The sequence below is a fragment of the Mycobacterium senriense genome, from assembly GCF_019668465.1.
Classification (GTDB): domain Bacteria; phylum Actinomycetota; class Actinomycetes; order Mycobacteriales; family Mycobacteriaceae; genus Mycobacterium; species Mycobacterium senriense.
In genome coordinates, this window is record NZ_AP024828.1 from 529727 (window position 1) to 547177 (window position 17451).

At 67.9% G+C, this 17451-nt stretch carries 13 protein-coding genes, 1 pseudogene and 1 riboswitch; of the genes and pseudogenes, 8 read left to right on the forward strand and 6 right to left on the reverse strand.

Features of this window, described 5'->3' with window-relative positions; translation table 11 throughout:
• The first annotated feature begins 68 nt into the window (after window positions 1-68).
• From MTY59_RS02585 to nagA, 3 genes are read left to right on the forward strand one after another with little or no spacing between them, the layout of a single operon-like run.
• Window positions 69-1322 (forward strand): D-alanyl-D-alanine carboxypeptidase family protein, encoded by a 1254-nt coding sequence (locus tag MTY59_RS02585; RefSeq protein ID WP_221044288.1) that lies wholly within the window; start codon window positions 69-71, stop codon window positions 1320-1322.
• A 5-nt stretch (window positions 1323-1327) separates the two neighbouring features.
• Window positions 1328-2680: a sugar porter family MFS transporter gene (locus MTY59_RS02590; RefSeq protein WP_221044289.1), complete on the forward strand. Its 1353-nt coding sequence runs from the start codon at window positions 1328-1330 to the stop codon at window positions 2678-2680.
• Window positions 2671-3783, forward strand: a complete 1113-nt coding sequence (gene nagA / locus MTY59_RS02595) for an N-acetylglucosamine-6-phosphate deacetylase (RefSeq protein ID WP_221044290.1) — start codon at window positions 2671-2673, stop codon at window positions 3781-3783. The genes MTY59_RS02590 and nagA overlap by 10 nt, the downstream gene beginning before the upstream one ends.
• Here nagA and yhjD read toward each other — a convergent pair.
• Window positions 3780-4808, reverse strand: coding sequence for an inner membrane protein YhjD (gene yhjD / locus MTY59_RS02600; RefSeq protein ID WP_221044291.1), 1029 nt, complete (start codon window positions 4806-4808; stop codon window positions 3780-3782). The two genes, nagA and yhjD, sit on opposite strands and share 4 nt — an antisense overlap.
• A 26-nt stretch (window positions 4809-4834) precedes the next feature.
• A complete protein-coding gene (gene trpS, locus MTY59_RS02605; protein WP_221044292.1) occupies window positions 4835-5854 on the reverse strand; it encodes a tryptophan--tRNA ligase in 1020 nt (339 codons plus the stop codon).
• 147 nt (window positions 5855-6001) lie between these two features.
• On the opposite strand from trpS, the gene MTY59_RS02610 reads away from it, so the two are divergent.
• On the forward strand, window positions 6002-6799 hold the full coding sequence (locus tag MTY59_RS02610) for an alpha/beta fold hydrolase (RefSeq protein ID WP_221046229.1): 798 nt from the start codon (window positions 6002-6004) through the stop codon (window positions 6797-6799).
• Here the strand turns inward: MTY59_RS02610 and MTY59_RS02615 are convergent.
• Entirely contained in the window at window positions 6792-8021 is a 1230-nt protein-coding gene (locus MTY59_RS02615) for an NADP-dependent isocitrate dehydrogenase (protein ID WP_221044293.1), read from the reverse strand. The two genes, MTY59_RS02610 and MTY59_RS02615, sit on opposite strands and share 8 nt — an antisense overlap.
• Window positions 8022-8049: 28 nt before the next feature.
• Window positions 8050-10284 carry an NADP-dependent isocitrate dehydrogenase gene (locus MTY59_RS02620; RefSeq protein WP_221044295.1) on the reverse strand — a complete coding sequence of 745 codons (2235 nt, stop codon included), beginning with the start codon at window positions 10282-10284 and terminating at the stop codon, window positions 8050-8052.
• A 151-nt stretch (window positions 10285-10435) separates the two neighbouring features.
• Window positions 10436-10558: riboswitch (SAM riboswitch) on the forward strand.
• A gap of 161 nt (window positions 10559-10719) precedes the next feature.
• Here MTY59_RS02620 and MTY59_RS02625 point away from each other — a divergent pair.
• The 3 genes from MTY59_RS02625 to MTY59_RS02635 are packed head-to-tail and all read left to right on the forward strand — an operon-like array spanning window position 10720 to window position 13979.
• On the forward strand, window positions 10720-12090 hold the full coding sequence (locus MTY59_RS02625) for a bifunctional o-acetylhomoserine/o-acetylserine sulfhydrylase (protein WP_221044296.1): 1371 nt from the start codon (window positions 10720-10722) through the stop codon (window positions 12088-12090).
• Window positions 12091-12101: 11 nt separating this feature from the next.
• The gene (metX, locus tag MTY59_RS02630) at window positions 12102-13244 is read left to right on the forward strand and encodes a homoserine O-acetyltransferase MetX (protein ID WP_221044297.1); all 1143 of its coding nucleotides are present in this window, start codon (window positions 12102-12104) and stop codon (window positions 13242-13244) included.
• Window positions 13245-13247: 3 nt separating this feature from the next.
• On the forward strand, window positions 13248-13979 hold the full coding sequence (locus MTY59_RS02635; RefSeq protein ID WP_221044298.1) for a class I SAM-dependent methyltransferase: 732 nt from the start codon (window positions 13248-13250) through the stop codon (window positions 13977-13979).
• Here the strand turns inward: MTY59_RS02635 and MTY59_RS02640 are convergent.
• A pseudogene (locus MTY59_RS02640) lies at window positions 13980-15344 on the reverse strand (HNH endonuclease signature motif containing protein).
• A gap of 211 nt (window positions 15345-15555) precedes the next feature.
• Here MTY59_RS02640 and MTY59_RS02645 point away from each other — a divergent pair.
• Window positions 15556-15978, forward strand: a complete 423-nt coding sequence (locus MTY59_RS02645) for a DUF4189 domain-containing protein (RefSeq protein WP_221044299.1) — start codon at window positions 15556-15558, stop codon at window positions 15976-15978.
• A gap of 13 nt (window positions 15979-15991) precedes the next feature.
• Here MTY59_RS02645 and MTY59_RS02650 read toward each other — a convergent pair whose 3' ends face one another.
• Complete coding sequence (locus tag MTY59_RS02650; RefSeq protein WP_221044300.1) at window positions 15992-17449, reverse strand: FAD-dependent oxidoreductase; 1458 nt, start codon at window positions 17447-17449, stop codon at window positions 15992-15994.
• Window positions 17450-17451 lie beyond the last annotated feature (2 nt).

Consider the following 17451-nt stretch of genomic DNA (forward strand, 5'->3'; position numbering starts at 1 on the left):
CTTCCGCCTCACCAGTCACAGCGCGGCTCCCCGGATTCGGGCCGTCGATCGCTTACTGTGCACAGACGATGAGCCTGTTACGTTCCGCATCATGCCTGGCAGCGGCGCTTTTCCTGATGGCCGCCCCGGCCACGTTGGCGGCACCGGCGACCTTGCCACCGGCAAACGCCGAACCCGGCGCCGAACCCAATGCCGCACCCCCGGACTGCCCGTACAAGGTGAACACCCCGAAGGCCGTGGATTCGTCGGAAGCGCCCACCGCCGGTGACCCGCCGATACCGCTGGCGGTGCCCGCCAAGCCGGTCGGCGGTGACGCGCTGGGTAGCTGCGGCATCGTCGCCGCGCCGAATACGCCGGCGCTGCCCAACGACGTCTCCGCCGAGGCCTGGCTGGTGGCGGACCTGGACAGCGGCGCTATCGTCGCGGCCAAGGACCCGCACGGCCGGCACCGCCCGGCCAGCATCATCAAGGTGCTGGTCGCGATGGCCTCCCTCAACGCGCTCAACCTGAACAAGTCGGTCCCCGGAACCGCCGACGATGCCGCCGCCGAGGGCACCAAGGTCGGTGTCGAGGAGGGCGGCGTCTTCACCGTCAACCAGCTGCTGCACGGGCTGCTGATGCACTCCGGCAACGACGCCGCCCACGCGCTGTCCATGCAGCTGGGCGGCATGCAGCAGGCGCTGGAGAAGATCAACGTGCTGGCCGCCAAGCTGGGCGGCCAGGACACCCGGGTGGCGTCGCCGTCGGGGCTGGACGCGCCCGGCATGAGCACCTCGGCCTACGACATCGGGCTGTTCTACCGCTACGCGTGGCAGAACCCGACATTCGCCGATATCGTCGCGACGCGGACCTTCGACTTCCCCGGCCACGGCGACCACCCGGGCTACGAGCTGGAGAACGACAACCAGCTGCTCTACAAGTATCCCGGCGCCCTGGGCGGCAAGACCGGTTACACCGACGACGCGGGCCAGACGTTCGTCGGTGCGGCCAATCACGACGGGCGACGGCTGGTGGCGGTGCTGCTGCACGGGACGCGGGTGCCGATCGCCCCGTGGGAACAGGCCGCGCACCTGCTGGACTACGGCTTCTCCACGCCGCAGGGCACGCAGGTCGGCTCGCTGATCGCGCCCGACCCGTCCCTGGCGCCGGCCAAGCACGACGCCGCCGCGGACCCGCTCGCCAATAACGCCGCGGCCGCCGGGATCCTCCCGTCCGCCGACGCCATGCCGATCCGGGTGGGTGTGGCGGTGATCGGCACCGTCGTCGTGTTCGCGCTGATCATGATGGCCCGCTCGATGAACCGCCGACCGCAGCACCGCTGAGCGCCGTGGCACGCGAATCGCGGCGCGGACTGCTGGTCGGCCTGACCGCCGCCAGCGTGGGCGTCATCTACGGCTACGACCTGTCCATCATCGCCGGGGCGCAGTTGTTCGTCACCGAGGACTTCGGATTGTCCACGCGCCAGCAGGAACTGCTGACGACGATGGTGGTGATCGGCCAGATCGTCGGGGCGCTGGGCGCCGGCGTGCTGGCCAACGTGATCGGGCGGAAACGGTCCGTCGTGCTGATCCTGTTCGCCTACACGGTTTTCGCGCTGCTGGCCGCCTTGTCGATCTCGCTGCCGATGTTGCTGACGGCGCGGCTACTGCTGGGGCTGACCATCGGCGTGACGGTGGTGGTGGTCCCGGTCTATGTGGCGGAGTCGGCCCCGACGGCGGTGCGCGGTTCGCTGCTGACGGCCTACCAGCTGGCGATCGTCAGCGGCCTGATCGTCGGCTATGTGACCGGCTACCTGCTGGCCGGCGGCCACAGCTGGCGGTGGATGCTGGGGCTGGCCTGCGTACCCGCAGTGTTGTTGTTGCCATTGGTGATTCGGATGCCCGACACGGCCCGCTGGTACGTGTTGAAGGGCCGGATGGACGACGCCCGGCGCGCGCTGCTGCTGGTGGAACCCAGCGCGCAGGTCGACGACGAGCTCGCCGAGATCGGCCGCGCGCTGAGCGAAGCCGCGCCCGGCGCCAGGGGTGGGTTCACCGAGATGCTGCGGCCCCCGTACCTGCGGGCCACCGCCTTCGTGGTGGTGCTCGGCTTCCTGATCCAGATCACCGGCATCAACGCGATCATCTACTACAGCCCCCGAATCTTTCAGGCCATGGGCTTCACCGGCAATTTCGCGCTGCTCGGGCTGCCGGCCCTGTTGCAGGTCGCCGGCCTGGCGGCGGTCGGTGCGGCGCTGCTGCTGGTCGACCGGGTGGGCCGGCGGCCAATCCTGTTGTGGGGCACCGCCATGATGATCGTCGCCGATCTCGTGCTGATGGCCGTGTTCGGTCAGGGCTTCGGCGGCGCGATCGCCGGGTTCGCCGGCATCCTGCTGTTCATCATCGGCTACACGATGGGGTTCGGCTCGCTGGGCTGGGTGTACGCCAGCGAAAGCTTCCCGTCCCGGCTACGCTCGATCGGGTCGAGCACCATGTTGACCTCCAACCTGGTGGCTAACGCCATCATCGCCGCCGTCTTCCTGAGCCTGCTCCATTCGCTGGGTGGCGCAGGGACTTTCGCGCTGTTCGCGGGGCTCGCGGCGGTCGCGCTCGTCTTCGTGTATCGGTACGCGCCGGAAACCAAGGGCCGCCAGCTCGAGGACATCCGCCACTTCTGGGAAAACGGCGGCCGATGGTCGTGATCGCCGCGGGCACCATGGTGCTCGACGGTCAGGTCTGCCGCCCCGGCTGGCTGCAGACCTCCGGCGGACAGATCGCGGCCTGCGGGCCCGGTCCGCCGCCCCACCCGGCCGACCGGGACTTCACCGATTGCACTGTGGTGCCGGGCTTTATCGACATGCACGTGCACGGCGGCGGCGGCGCGTCCTACACCGATGCCGACGGCATCGCCGGCGCCGCCGCTTTCCACCTGCGGCACGGCACCACCACCACGCTGGCCAGCCTGGTAACCGCCGCGCGGTCCGAACTGCTCGCCGGGGTGCGCGCGCTCGCCGAGGCCACCCACCGGGGCACGGTCGCGGGCATCCACCTGGAGGGGCCGTGGCTGAGCCGCGCACACTGCGGAGCCCACGATCGCACGAAGATGCGCGAGCCCGACCCGGGCGAGATCGACGCGGTGCTGGCCGCGGGCGACGGCACCATCCGGATGGTGACGCTGGCACCCGAGTTGCCCGGGGCCGACGCGGCCATCCGCCGTTTCGTTGACGCGGGAGTTGTTGTGGCGGTGGGACATACCGGAGCCACCTACGAGCAGACCCGGAACGCCATCGCACTCGGCGCCACGGTCGGCACGCATCTGTTCAATGCGATGCCGCCGCTGCACCATCGCGAGCCCGGCCCGGCGCTGGCCCTGCTGCAAGACCCGCGGGTGACCGTCGAGGTGATCGCCGACGGCGTGCACCTGCACCCCGACGTGGTGGCGGCGGTGATCGCGGCCGCAGGGGCGGACCGGGTCGCGATGATCACCGATGCGATCGCCGCGGCCGGCCGGCCCGACGGCGCGTTCCGGCTCGGCCCGGTGCACGTCGATGTCGTCGCCGGTGTCGCACGGGTGCACGGGACGCCGACGATCGCGGGCAGCACCGCCACCATGGATCGGATCTTCCGCGCGGTGCATGCCGACGCCGGACTGCTCGCCGCGGTTCAGACGACCGCCACGACGCCGGCGCGTGCACTCGGCCTGCAACGGGTGGGCGAGCTGAAGGCGGGCTACGACGCCAATCTTGTTGTGCTGGAAGCTGTTTTGGGCGTATCGGACGTCATGGTGCGCGGCGCCTGGCGCTAACGCAGCCACCGGGTAAGGCGCGATAGCGCCAGCGCCCCAACGGCTCCCAATGCCATCGCGGTCAGGGTCTGGCGGGTGTTGAGGCCCTCGTCCATCTGAATCCGCGGCGCGATGATCGCCGGGGCCGGAGGCGCGACGGGTTGACTGCGCGGGTCGTCGGTGGCCGTCGCCGCCCAGGCGGTGCAGAACAGCACGAGATACGCGGTGATGTAAGCGAACACCATCAACCCGAGCACCGGGCCGAAGGCCGCGCCCGCCGGGCTGCGCAGCACCGTCCGCAAATAGATGGAGGCGACCTGTTTGAACACCTCGAAGCCGATCGCCGCGATCAGCCCGGCCCGCATCGAATCGACCAGGCTGACCTTTTCGCGCGGCAGCCGGGCGATCATCCAGGTGAACAGCAGCCACGACACCAGCGTCGCGATCAGGATCGAGAACAGCCAGAAGAGCCAGTCGAACACCACGAACTGCGGTATGCCAAGCCATTTCAGCAGCGCGCGCATGGGCGCGGCATGGCCGACGGTGGTCAGCGCGACGGTGGCCACGATCACCGCGAACGTCCCCCCCATCGCCAGCAGGTCGGATAACTTGTTGCGCACGAAGCCCGGTGACTCGATCTGCTCGTCCCACCACATCTCGGTCAGCGCCTGGCGCAGGTGCGATATCCAGCCCAGGCCCGCCCATACCGCGGTGGCCAGACCGATCACGCCGACCGACGTCCGGGCGTCGATGGCCGAGTTCATCAGCTCCTGCAGCTGATTACCCAGCGTGCCGGTCACCTGGGAGCGGATGTGGTCGTCGATGGTGCTCAACAGCTGCGGCCGGTGGGCCAGCACGAACCCGAAGACCGCGAAACCGACCATGAGCAAAGGAAACAACGCGAAGATCGTGTAGTAGGTGAGGCCGGCCGCAAAGAACCCGCCGCTGCGCTCGTCGAAACGCTGGTAGGCGCGGATGACGTGATCGATCCACCCGTGGCGGGCGCGCAGCCGATCGAAAAAGCCCGGCTTGGCCGGCTCGCTCATCGCACGACTCCAAATGAGTAGCGGTACTAGCTCCGTTGTGGAAGAAACCCAAGCCGATCGTAAACCCGCTGGACGGTTTTCCCGGCCACATCGTTGGCCTTTTCCGCGCCGGCCGCGAGCACGGCCTCCAATTCGGCGACATCGGCGGTCAGTTCGTCGACCCGGGCCTTGATCGGGGCGACGAATTCGACGACCGCCTCGGCGGTGTCCTTCTTCAGGTCGCCGTAACCCCTTCCGGCGTAGCCCTCCACGAGCTCATCGATCCCGACGCCGGTGACCGCGGACTGGATGCTCAGCAGGTTGGACACGCCCGGCTTGGCCTCGGTGTCGAAGCGGATCTCGCGCTCGCTGTCGGTGACCGCGGAGCGAATCTTCTTGGCCGACACCGCCGGTTCGTCGAGCAGGTTGATCAACCCGGCATCGGTGGCCGCCGACTTGCTCATCTTCGATGTCGGATCCTGCAAGTCGTAGATCTTCGCGGTGGCCTTCGGGATGAGCATGTCGGGCACCACAAACGTCTCCGGGAAGCGGCTGTTGAACCGCTCGGCGATGTCGCGTGCCAACTCGAGATGCTGACGCTGGTCCTCGCCCACCGGCACCAGATCGGTGTCATAGGCCAGCACGTCGGCCGCCTGCAGCACCGGGTAGGTGAACAACCCGACGGTGGTGGAGTCGGTGCCCTGGCGCAGCGACTTGTCCTTGAATTGCGTCATCCGCGAGGCCTGCCCGAAACCGGTGAAGCAGCCCAGCACCCAGGCCAGCTGCGCGTGCGCGGGCACGTGGCTCTGCACGAACACGGTGCTGCGGGCCGGGTCGATGCCGAGCGCCAGGTACTGCGCGGCCGTGATCAGGGTGCGCCGGCGCAGCGCCTCGGGATCCTGGGCGACGGTGATGGCGTGCAGGTCGACCACGCAGAAGAACGCGTCGTGATCGTCCTGCAGCGCGACCCAGTGCGTGACGGCGCCCAGCGCGTTACCCAGGTGAAGCGAATCGGAGGTGGGCTGCACGCCGGAGAAAATCCGGCTGGATCCGGTAGCGGTGCTCATGATGCACCGATCTTTTCACGCGCGGTCCCCGCGACCGCACCGACCGGCGCCCGGCAACCCCGCCGGTTGCGGTACCGGCGGTACCGCATTTAATGTCGGGTTATGACGACTCGTTCCCCGATCCACCTTGGTTCCGGAGAGCCGGTCCTGATGCTGCACGGATTCCTCATGTCGCAGACGGTGTGGGATCCGGTCGCGCCACGGCTGGCCGAGACCGGCCGCTTCGAGGTCTTCGCCCCCACCATGGCCGGGCACAACGGCGGCCCCTACGCGGGCACCTGGTTGCTGAGCTCGTCGGTGCTGGCCGACCACGTCGAGCGCCAGCTCGACCAGCTCGGCTGGGAGTCCGCCCACCTGGTGGGGAACTCGCTGGGCGGCTGGGTCGCCTTCGAGCTGGAGCGGCGTGGGCGCGCGCGCAGCGTGACCGGCATCGGCGCCGCGGGCGGATGGACGCGGTGGAGCCCGGTGAAATTCGAGGTCATCAGCAAGTTCATCGCGGGTATGCCCGTCCTGGCGCTGGCCCGGCTTTTCGGAGAGCGCACCTTGCGGCTGCCGCTGAGCCGGCGGCTGGCCACCCTGCCGCTGACCGCGACGCCCGACGGGATCAGCGAGGAGCAGCTGCGCGGTGTTGTCGACGACGCCGCCCACTGCCCGGCCTACTTCCAGCTGCTGGTCAAGTCGCTGCTGGACCCCGGCCTGCTGCAGCTGGCCGATACCGCGGTGCCCGTCCAGCTGGTGCTGTGCGAGAAGGACCGGGTGGTGCCCGCGAGCAGGTTCAGCCGGCACTTCACCGACTACCTGCCGCCGGGAACGAAGATCACCAAGCTCGACGGCGTCGGGCACGTGCCGATGTTCGAGGCGCCCGAGCGGGTCGCCGCGGCCATCGCCGACTTCGTCGACGGGTGCGCCGGCGGGGCCGACCGCCAACAGCCACCGGCTAGCTAGCCAGCTGTTTTTCCAGGTTCTCGGCGATCGAGTTGAGGAATTCCTCGCTCTGCTGCCATTCCTGGTCCGGGCCGATCAGGATGGCCAGGTCCTTGGTCATCTTGCCGCTCTCGACGGTGGAGACCACCACGTTCTCCAGCGTCTGCGCGAACTCGATCACCTCGGGGGTGTCGTCCAGCTTGCCGCGGTGCGCCAGCCCGCGCGTCCAGGCGAAGATCGAGGCGATGGGGTTGGTCGAGGTCGGCTTGCCGGCCTGATACTGGCGGAAGTGCCGGGTGACGGTGCCATGGGCGGCCTCGGCCTCGACCGTCTTGCCGTCGGCGGTCATCAGCACCGACGTCATCAGCCCCAGTGAGCCGTAGCCCTGCGCGACGAGGTCCGATTGGACGTCGCCGTCGTAGTTCTTGCAGGCCCACACGTAGCCGCCCTCCCACTTCAGGCAGGCCGCGACCATGTCGTCGATCAACCGGTGCTCGTAGGTCAACCCCTCGGCCTCGAACTGGTCCTTGAACTCCTCGTCGTAGACGCGCTGGAACTCGTCCTTGAACATGCCGTCGTAGGCCTTGAGGATGGTGTTCTTGGTGGACAGGTACACCGGCCACTTGGCGTTCAGCCCGTACTTCAGCGAGGCGCGGGCGAAGTCCCGGATGGAGTCCTTGAAGTTGTACATCCCCATCACGACGCCGCCGTCCTCGGGGATGGACACCATCTCGTGCACCATCGGCTCGCTGCCGTCGGCGGGGGTGAAAGTGATTGCGACGGTTCCGGGTTTGTCGACCTTGAAGTTGGTCGACCGGTACTGATCGCCGAAAGCGTGACGGCCGATGACGATCGGCTTGGTCCAGCCCGGTACCAGCCGCGGCACGTTCGAGATGACGATGGGCTCGCGGAAGATGGTGCCGCCCAGAATGTTCCGGATGGTGCCGTTCGGCGACAGCCACATCTTCTTGAGGTTGAACTCCTGGACGCGGGCCTCGTCCGGGGTGATGGTCGCGCACTTGACGCCCACGCCGTGCCTCTTGATGGCGTAGGCGGCGTCGATGGTCACCTGGTCGCCGGTGCTGTCGCGGTTCTCGATGCCCAGGTCGTAGTAATCCAGGTCGATGTCGAGGTGGGGCAGGATCAGCATGTCCTTGATGAACTTCCAGATGACGCGGGTCATTTCGTCACCGTCGAGTTCTACGACGCGGCCCTTGACCTTGATCTTGTCTTCGCCTGCCATGTCGAGTCCGGGCTTCCTGCTTGCGGCGCTAGCCTGTCGAAGCCGCTAGCGCCTCATTGAACGTCTTGCTGGGCCGCATGATCGCCGTGGTCTTCTCGGTGTCCGGCTGGTAGTAGCCGCCGATGTCGACCGTCTCGCCTTGCGCCGCGGCCAGTTCGGACACGATGGCTTCCTCGTGTTCGGCCAGCGAGTCGGCCAGCGCGGCGAAGTGCTTGCGCAACTCGTCGTCGTCGGATTGCGCGAGTTCCTGCGCCCAGTACAGCGCCAGGTAGAACTGGCTGCCCCGGTTGTCGAGTTCACCGGTCTTGCGCGACGGGCTCTTGTTGTTCTCCAGCAGCTTGCCGATCGCGGCGTCCAGCGTCTTGCCCAGGACCTTCGCGCGCTCGTTGTCGGTCTTCATGCCGATGTCTTCGAAACACGCTCCCAGAGCGAGGAATTCACCCAGGGAATCCCAGCGCAGGTGGTTCTCCTCGAGCAGCTGGTGGACGTGCTTGGGCGCGGAACCGCCCGCGCCCGTTTCGTACATCCCGCCGCCGGCCATCAACGGCACGATGGACAGCATCTTGGCGCTGGTGCCCAGCTCCAGGATCGGGAACAGGTCGGTGAGGTAGTCGCGCAGAATGTTTCCGGTCGCGGCGATGGTGTCCTGGCCGCGCATGGCGCGCTCGATCGTGTGCCGCATGGCCCGTTCCTGCGACATGGTCTGTATGTCGAGGCCCTCGGTGTCGTGCTCGGCCAGGTAGGTGTTGACCTTCTTGCGCAGCTCGTTCTCGTGCGGGCGCTCCTGGTCCAGCCAAAACACCACCGGCATACCCGAATTCCGGGCCCGGGTGACGGCCAGCTTGACCCAGTCGCGGATCGGCTCGTCGCGCACGATCGGCATCCGCCAGATGTCGCCCTCTTCGACGTTCTGGGTCAGCAGCACTTCGCCGGTGTCGAGGTCGACGATGTTGGCGACGCCGTCCTCGGGGATCTCGAACGTCTTGTCGTGCGAGCCGTACTCCTCGGCCTGCTGCGCCATCAACCCGACGTTGGGAACGGTGCCCATCGTGGTCGGATCGAACTGCCCGTGGGTCTTACAGAAGTTGATGATCTCCTGGTAGATCCGGGAGAAGGTGGACTCGGGGTTGACGGCCTTGGTGTCCTTCTGCCGCCCGTCGGCGCCCCACATCTTGCCGCCCGCGCGGATCATCGCCGGCATGGACGCGTCCACGATCACGTCGCTGGGCGAGTGGAAGTTGGTGATGCCCTTCGCCGAATCGACCATCGCCAGCTCCGGCCGGTGCTCGTGGCACGCGTGCAGGTCGCGGATGATCTCGTCGCGCTGCGACGCGGGCAACACCTCGATCTTGTCGTACAGATCGGACAATCCGTTGTTGACGTCGACGCCGAGTTCGTCGAACAGCGCGCCGTGCTTGGCGAACGCGTCCTTGTAGAAGATCTTCACGGCGTGGCCGAAGACGATGGGATGCGACACCTTCATCATCGTCGCCTTGACGTGCAGCGAAAACATCACGCCGGTCTCGTAGGCGTCCTGCATCTGTTCCTCGTAGAACTCGATGAGGGCCTTCTTGCTCATGAACATGGAATCGATGACGTCACCCTTGCGCAGCGACACCATGGGCTTGAGCACAATCGTCTTGCCGCTCTTGGTCTCCAGCTCCATCTTCACGTTGCACGCGCGATCCAGCGTCATCGACTTCTCGCCGTGGTAGAAGTCGCCGTGCCGCATGGTCGCGACGTGGGTGCGCGACGCCTGCGACCACTCGCCCATGCTGTGCGGGTGCTTGCGCGCATACTCTTTGACGGCCTTGGGCGCACGCCGGTCCGAGTTGCCTTGCCGCAGCACCGGATTGACCGCGCTACCCAGGCACTTGGCGTAGCGGTCCCGGATTTCGCGGTCCTCGTCGGTCTTCGGGCTGTGCGGGAAGTCCGGGACCTTGAATCCCTTGCCCTGCAATTCCTTGATCGCCGCGATCAGCTGGGGCACCGACGCGCTGATGTTGGGCAGCTTGATGATGTTGGTGTCGGCCAGCTTCGTCAGCCGCCCCAGCTCCGCCAGGTTGTCGGGCACCCGCTGCTCTTCGGTGAGGTGCTCGGGGAACTCGGCGAGGATGCGGGCCGCCACGGAAATGTCGCTGGTCTTGATCTCGATGCCCGCCGGTTCGGCGAAAGCGCGCACGATCGGCAGGAACGCGTACGTCGCCAGCAGCGGCGCTTCGTCGGTCAGTGTGTAGATGACGGTCGGCTGTTCGGCGCTCACGGTCCCTCTCCCGGCGACAATGATGGGTTGAAAATTTGGGGGCTCAGCGTTCTGACTGCCACGTTAGCAAGGGTGTTTGGACAGGTGTCGACCTGCACATGCACCGCGATGGTTGGCACCGACTCGGCACAGTAAGCTAGTCTTTGTATTTGGTCATGAGCGCCAGCATCAAGCCCCGGCTTGCTGGCCGGCAACCCTCCAACCGCGGTGGGGTGCCCCGGGTGATGACCAGGTTGAGTAGCCAGACAAACCGGCTATCCGGCAAGCGCGGGTCCGCCATGACGGGCCCCTGAGTAGACAGGGAAACGTGATGTGCGCTCGCTCCGCTCATTCGCTCCTCATCGTGTGTCGCTGCTAACCCGCGGCGCCGGTTGATGCCGCCTTGCGGCGTCCCGCCCGTCCGCTAGCAGTCCCCTACCAGCAGAAAGCAAACCCGTGACCTCCGACAACGCCGATCACGACACCGATCCGACCGCGAATTGGTCGTTCGACACCAAGCAGGTGCACGCGGGCCAGCACCCGGACCCCGCCACCAACGCCCGCGCCCTGCCGATCTACCAGACCACCTCGTACACCTTCGACGACACCACGCACGCCGCCGCCCTGTTCGGGCTGGAAGTGCCGGGCAACATCTACACCCGGATCGGCAACCCGACCACCGACGTCGTCGAGCAGCGCGTCGCCGCGCTCGAGGGCGGGGTGGCGGCGCTGTTCCTGAGCTCCGGACAGGCCGCTGAGACCTTCGCCATATTGAACCTGGCAAGTGCCGGAGATCACATCGTCTCCAGCCCGCGGCTCTACGGCGGGACGTACAACCTGTTCCACTACTCGCTGGCCAAGCTCGGCATCGAGGTCAGCTTCGTGGAGGACCCCGACGACCTGGATTCGTGGCAATCGGCGGTGCGCCCGAACACCAAGGCCTTCTTCGGCGAGACCATCTCCAACCCGCAGATCGATGTGCTGGACATCCCCGGGGTCGCCGGGGTAGCCCACGCCAACGGCATCCCGCTGATCGTCGACAACACCATCGCCACGCCGTATCTGATCCAGCCGTTCAAGCACGGCGCCGACATCGTCGTGCACTCGGCCACCAAGTACCTCGGCGGCCACGGCTCGGCGATCGCCGGGGTCATCGTCGACGGCGGCACCTTCGACTGGACGCAGGGCCGCTTCCCGGGCTTCACCACCCCCGACCCGAGCTACCACGGCGTGGTGTTCGCCGAGCTCGGTCCGCCGGCCTACGCGCTCAAGGCGCGCGTGCAGCTGCTGCGTGACCTCGGTTCGGCCGCTTCCCCGTTCAACGCGTTCCTGGTCGCCCAGGGCATCGAGACGCTGAGCCTGCGTATGGAGCGCCACGTCGCCAACGCGCAGCGCGTGGCCGAGTACCTGGCCGGCCACGACGGCGTGCTGTCGGTCAACTATGCGGGCCTGCCCGGCTCGCCCTGGCATGAGCGGGCAAAGAAGCTGGCGCCCAAGGGGACCGGCGCGGTGCTGGCCTTCGAGCTGGCCGGCGGCGTGGAGGCCGGCAAGGCGTTCGTGAACGCGCTGAAGCTGCACAGCCACGTCGCCAACATCGGCGACGTGCGCTCGCTGGTGATCCACCCGGCGTCCACGACACACGCGCAGCTGTCCGCGCAGGAGCAGCTGAGCACCGGGGTCAGCCCCGGGCTGGTGCGCCTGGCCGTCGGCATCGAGGGCATCGACGACATCCTGGCCGACCTGGAGCTCGGTTTCGCGGCGGCAAGCAAATTCGGTGCGACGGCGGGGGCGTCCGGCACCGATCCGCAAGCCGTGGCGGCGTTCTAAGGAGCCCGGCGATGACGATCTCCGACGTCCCGACCCAGACGCTGCCCGACGAAGGCGAAATCGGCTTCGTCCACATCGGCTCGCTGACCACCGAGAGCGGCGTGGTCATCGACGACGTGCACATCGCCATCCAGCGCTGGGGCGAGTTGTCGCCGACGCGCGACAACGTGGTGGTGGTGCTGCACGCGCTGACCGGTGACTCGCACATCACCGGGCCCGCCGGCCCCGGACACCCCACCGGCGGCTGGTGGGACGGGATGGTCGGGCCGGGCGCGCCGATCGATACCAACCGCTGGTGTGCGCTGGCCACCAACGTGCTGGGTGGTTGCCGCGGCTCCACCGGGCCCAGCTCGCGGACCCGGGACGGAAAGCCTTGGGGCTCGAGGTTCCCCCGCATCACTATCCGCGACCAGGTCGAGGCCGACGTCGCCGCGCTGGCCGCGCTGGGGATCGAACGGGTCGCCGCGGTGGTCGGTGGATCCATGGGTGGTGCAAGGGCTTTGGAGTGGATCGTCGGCCACCCCGATCGGGTCCGGGCCGGGCTGCTGCTGGCTGTCGGCGCGCGCGCCACCGCCGATCAGATCGGCACCCAGTCCACACAGATCGCCGCGATCAAGGCCGACCCGAACTGGCAGGGCGGTGACTACCACGACACCGGGCTGGCGCCCGACACCGGTCTGACGATCGCCCGCCGCTTCGCGCACCTCACCTATCGCGGTGAGGCCGAACTGGACACCCGGTTCGGCAACGACGGGCAGAACGACGAGGATCCGGCCAACGGCGGCCGCTACGCGGTGCAGAGCTATCTCGAATACCAGGGCAACAAGCTGCTGGAGCGTTTCGACCCCGGCAGCTACGTGGCCCTGACCGAGGCACTGAACAGTCACGACGTCGGCCGGGGGCGCGGCGGGGTGCGTAAAGCCTTGCGTAACTGCCCGGTTCCGGTGGTGGTCGGCGGCATAACCTCCGACCGGCTCTATCCGCTGCGCCTGCAGCAGGAGCTGGCCGAGCAGCTGCCCGGCTGCACCGACCTACAGATCGTGGACTCGCTGTGCGGGCACGACGGCTTTCTGGTGGAATCCGATGCCGTCGGCGAAATGATCCGTAAGACACTGGTGTTGGCCGACTCCGACGACAGGGAAGGCGCGTCGTAACGCATGACCCGCTCGCGGCACGACCGCTCCCTCTCGTTCGGCTCGGCGGCCGCGGCTTATGAACGTGGCCGTCCCTCCTATCCCCCGGAGGCCATCGACTGGCTGTTGCCGGTCGGGGCGCGCCAGGTGCTCGACCTGGGCGCCGGCACCGGCAAGCTGACCACCCGGCTGGTGGAACGCGGCCTGGACGTGGTGGCCGTCGACCCGATTCAGGACATGCTGGAGGTGTTGCGCACGTCGCTGCCGGAGACCCGGGCGCTGCTGGGCACCGCGGAAGAGATTCCGTTGGAGGACAACAGCGTTGACGTGGTGCTGGTGGCACAGGCCTGGCATTGGGTGGATCCGGACCGCGCGATTCCGGAGGTGGCCCGGGTGCTGCGGCCCGGCGGCCGGCTGGGCTTGGTGTGGAACACCCGCGACGAGCGGCTCGGCTGGGTGCGCGAACTGGGCCAGATCATCGGCAGCGACGGCGACGGCCGCACCCAAGTGACGCTGCCCGAGCCGTTCACCGACCTGGCGCATCATCGGGTCGAGTGGACGAGTTACCTTACCCCGCAAGCGTTGATCGACCTGGTCGCATCGCGCAGCTACTGCATCACTTCGCCGACCGAGGTCCGCACCCAGACGCTCGACCAGGTGCGCCAACTGCTGGCCACCCATCCCGCGCTGGCGAATTCGTCGGGCCTGGCGCTGCCCTACGTCACCATGTGCACACGGGCGACGCTCGCCGGGTAGCTACCACCCGTCATCGTCGTCCTCACCCAGCAGCTTCTCCGGATGGTGAAAGGTGTTGGTGCGGGGTTGGTTGCGTTCGAGGTGCGACGGCGGCTTCCATTCGGTGTCTCCGCGCGCGTTCTTTAGGGTGGTCCAGCCGCGGGGTCGCAGCAGGCGGTGATGCGGGCCGCAGGCGAAGGTGAGGTCGTTGACATCGGTGGCGTGGCACTTGCTGTAGTCGGTGACGTGATGGACTTCGCAGTAGTAGCCCGGCACGGTACAGCCGGGGCTGCTACAACCGCGGTCCTTGGCTTACAACACGATTCGCTGCCCGGCTGAAGCCAGGCGCTTGGTGTGATAGAGCGCCTGCGCCTTGCCCTTGTCGAAGATGGCCAGATAGTGATGCGCGTGGCGGGCGAGGCGGATCACGTCGCTCATCGGCAGGATGGTGCCGCCACCGGTCAACCCGCGCCCAGCGGCCGCTTCAAGGTCCTGCAGCGTCGTGGTGACGACGATGGAGGCTGGTAAGCCGTTGTGCTGACCCAGGTCTCCGGAGGCCAACACGGCGCGCAGGGCGGCGAGCAGTCCGTCATGGTTGCGCTGGCCGGCCGACCTCGGGTCGTGCTCGATGGCTTCCTGGGTGGGTGCGCCGTCCACGCACGGGGTGTCGTCTAGGGGGTTGCACATGCCGGGGGCGGCGAGTTTGGCCAAGACGGCTTCCAGCGTGGCACGTGCTTCAGGCGTCAGCCAGCCGCGCAGCGCCGACATGCCGTCGGCTTGTTGATTACCCAGCGTCAGGCCGCGCTGACGGGCGCGGTCTTCATCGGTGAAGGTGCCATCGGGGTTGAGCACATTAGCCATTCCCCGCGCCAGATCGGCGAGTTGTTCGGGGCGAAACTGGGTTCCGAATTCAGCAAGTTGGGCTTCGGCCTGCTCGCGGGTGGCGAGGTCTACCCAACCGGGCAGCTGGTGGTAGAACTTACGGATCACCGCCACCTGGCCGGCCCCCAGCGTGCCGTCGCGTTGGCCGGCCGCGGTGGCGGCCAGGGCGGGTGGGATCGGTTCGCCGGTCAGGCCGTGGCGCGGGCCCAGGTCACGTGCCTCTTTGATGCGCCGGGACGCTTCGGCGCTGCTGATCAGCGTTGCCTCGCAGATCGCGTGGGACACTGTGCCGCCGAGCTCCAGCGAAGGAGCTTGGCGGGCAAGGGAATTGATCAGCGGATGTTCGAGGGCCGGGATGCGCCGGCGCAGCTTCTCACAGCGCTCCAACACCCTCAGTTGCTGATGGGGGTTGAGCGCGTCGAAGTTCAGCGCGCAGGCTCGATCCCAGGCGGCGTCGAGCGCGTCGAACACCACGTCGACATCCTGCTGACTGCTCGGGCTCACACCGCCAAACTAGCCGCACCCACCGACAAAAAGCGGCGCAAGGCCGCCATAGATGCACACTCGCACAAACGATTTCGCAGATAATCGGTTGGTGGGACATCGACGGGTACGGTGCCGATTCGGACGATCAGGAGCCAAGCCTGCCCGGCGGATTCAAAAGCTGCGCAGTGCCCTCGCCGCGATTAGACTTGCCGCAGGTAGAGGTGGCGTCATGTTCAAGCTTTTAGCGTCCGCGGTGGTACCCGCCGTCTGCGCCCTCGGACTGGCTGCACCGGCGAATGCCGATGGCGGCTACATCGTGATGGCGGGGTCGGACTCCGCCCATACCTTCGAAACCACGGTCGGCGGGGGTCTCGCCGACCTGAGCCGCGTCGAGGAGTATGCGGTAAACCAGTGCGCGCGGAAGCACGGCGCAACCGACTGCCGGATCCTTGCCGAAGGCGAGGGCGGCTGTGTGGCCCTCTCCGATGATGGCCCCAGCTTGCTCGGGGCCTGGGGCGCCAGCCGTGAGGCCGCCGTCGCCGCTGTGGTGGCCAAGGTAGGGCAGGCAGGGGCGGCTGCGGACAAGGCCTACTGCGTCGGCGACCCCGGTCTGGTGCCCCCTGGCGGGGGGCCATTTTGGACCACGCAGTAGCCCCGCAGCGTCGCTAGAAATCCAACCCCGAGAACATTATCCGGTTGGGGTCGTACTTCTGCCGGACGGTGGTCAACCGCGGCAGGTTCGACCCGTAATAGCGGGCCGGCGTGGGGTTGGGCTCCAGGTAGTTGACGTAGCCGCCGACCGAGAACTGTTGCACCGCCTGGTGTGCGCCGCCCACCCAGCTGGTCGCGGCGCCGACCTGGTTGCCGGCGGGCTCGACATACCACTGCACCACCGCGGACTGATTGCGCCACGGGAACGCGGTGTCGCCCGGGGCCACGTCGGCCACCGCGCCACCGAGCGGATCGATCAGCACCGAAGCCTGTCCCGCCCCGGAGGCCGGCCACTGCCCGGCCGCGGTCGCAATGGCATGGGCCGCAGCCGAAGTCATCGGGCCGATCACATCGGACCCGGCCACGAAGCCGCGCGCCGGGCTGGTCCCGCTGCCCCCGGCCAGATAGGTGACCAGGTCCATGTGGCTGAGCGTCTTGTTGGTCACCGCGGTGGGCGACAACCCCACCGCCGACTTGAGGGCGTCCACCACAGCGGAGCCGGTGCCGGACGGAGCTGTCGCCAGCACATGGCAATTCGCCTGCGCCGAACCGACCGACAGGTCGACCATCCCCCACGTGTTCCGGTCCGCGCCCGCCAGCCAGGATTGCCAGCCGGTGAGGACCTGCACCGCCGACGACGGCGGAAAGTCCAGCCGCACCAGGTCGCTGTCGGCGGTGGCGTAGGTCGCGAACGTCATCGAGGTCGTCACCCCGAAATTGCCGCCGCCGCCACCGCGCAACGCCCAGAACAGATCCGGGTTGTCGTTGGCCGACGCGGTGACCACGTCGCCGCTGGGCAGCACCACGGTCGCGGACTGCAACGCATCGCAGGTGAGCCCGGCGCGCCGGGCGTCGGCCCCCACGCCGCCGCCCAGCGCCAGCCCCGCCATGCCGACGGTGGGACAGGTGCCGGTGGGGACGGCGCGACCCGCGCCGGCCAGGGCCTGGTGTACCGCATACAGATTCGTCGCCGGGGTGACCGTGACGTTGTTGCCGTCGAAGTTCGCGCCGCCGGGAAGGCCGCGTAGGTCCAGGACCATGGTGCCGTTGGCGCCGGACGCGCCGACATACGAATGCCCGCCGCCACGCGGGGCGATCTTGAGGTTGTTGGCCTTCGCGAAGCCGACCGCCTTCTGCACATCGTCCTGTGACGAAATCCGCACCACCGCAGCGGGATTGGAGTTGTTGTAGAACGAGTTGAAAACCTGTTTGCCGGTGGAGAACTGGGCGCCGTTGGCGGGCAACAGCACGTTGCCGCCGATCGACGAGGCCAGACCACTCCACCCCGCGGCGGGGTCCGCGGCCGCCGAGCCGGTGCCGAACACCGCTCCCGTCGCCAACGTGACGGCGCCGCGAAGAAACGCCTGACGAGAGATCACATGGCTGGGCGGACGGCTGCGATTAGTCGTCATGC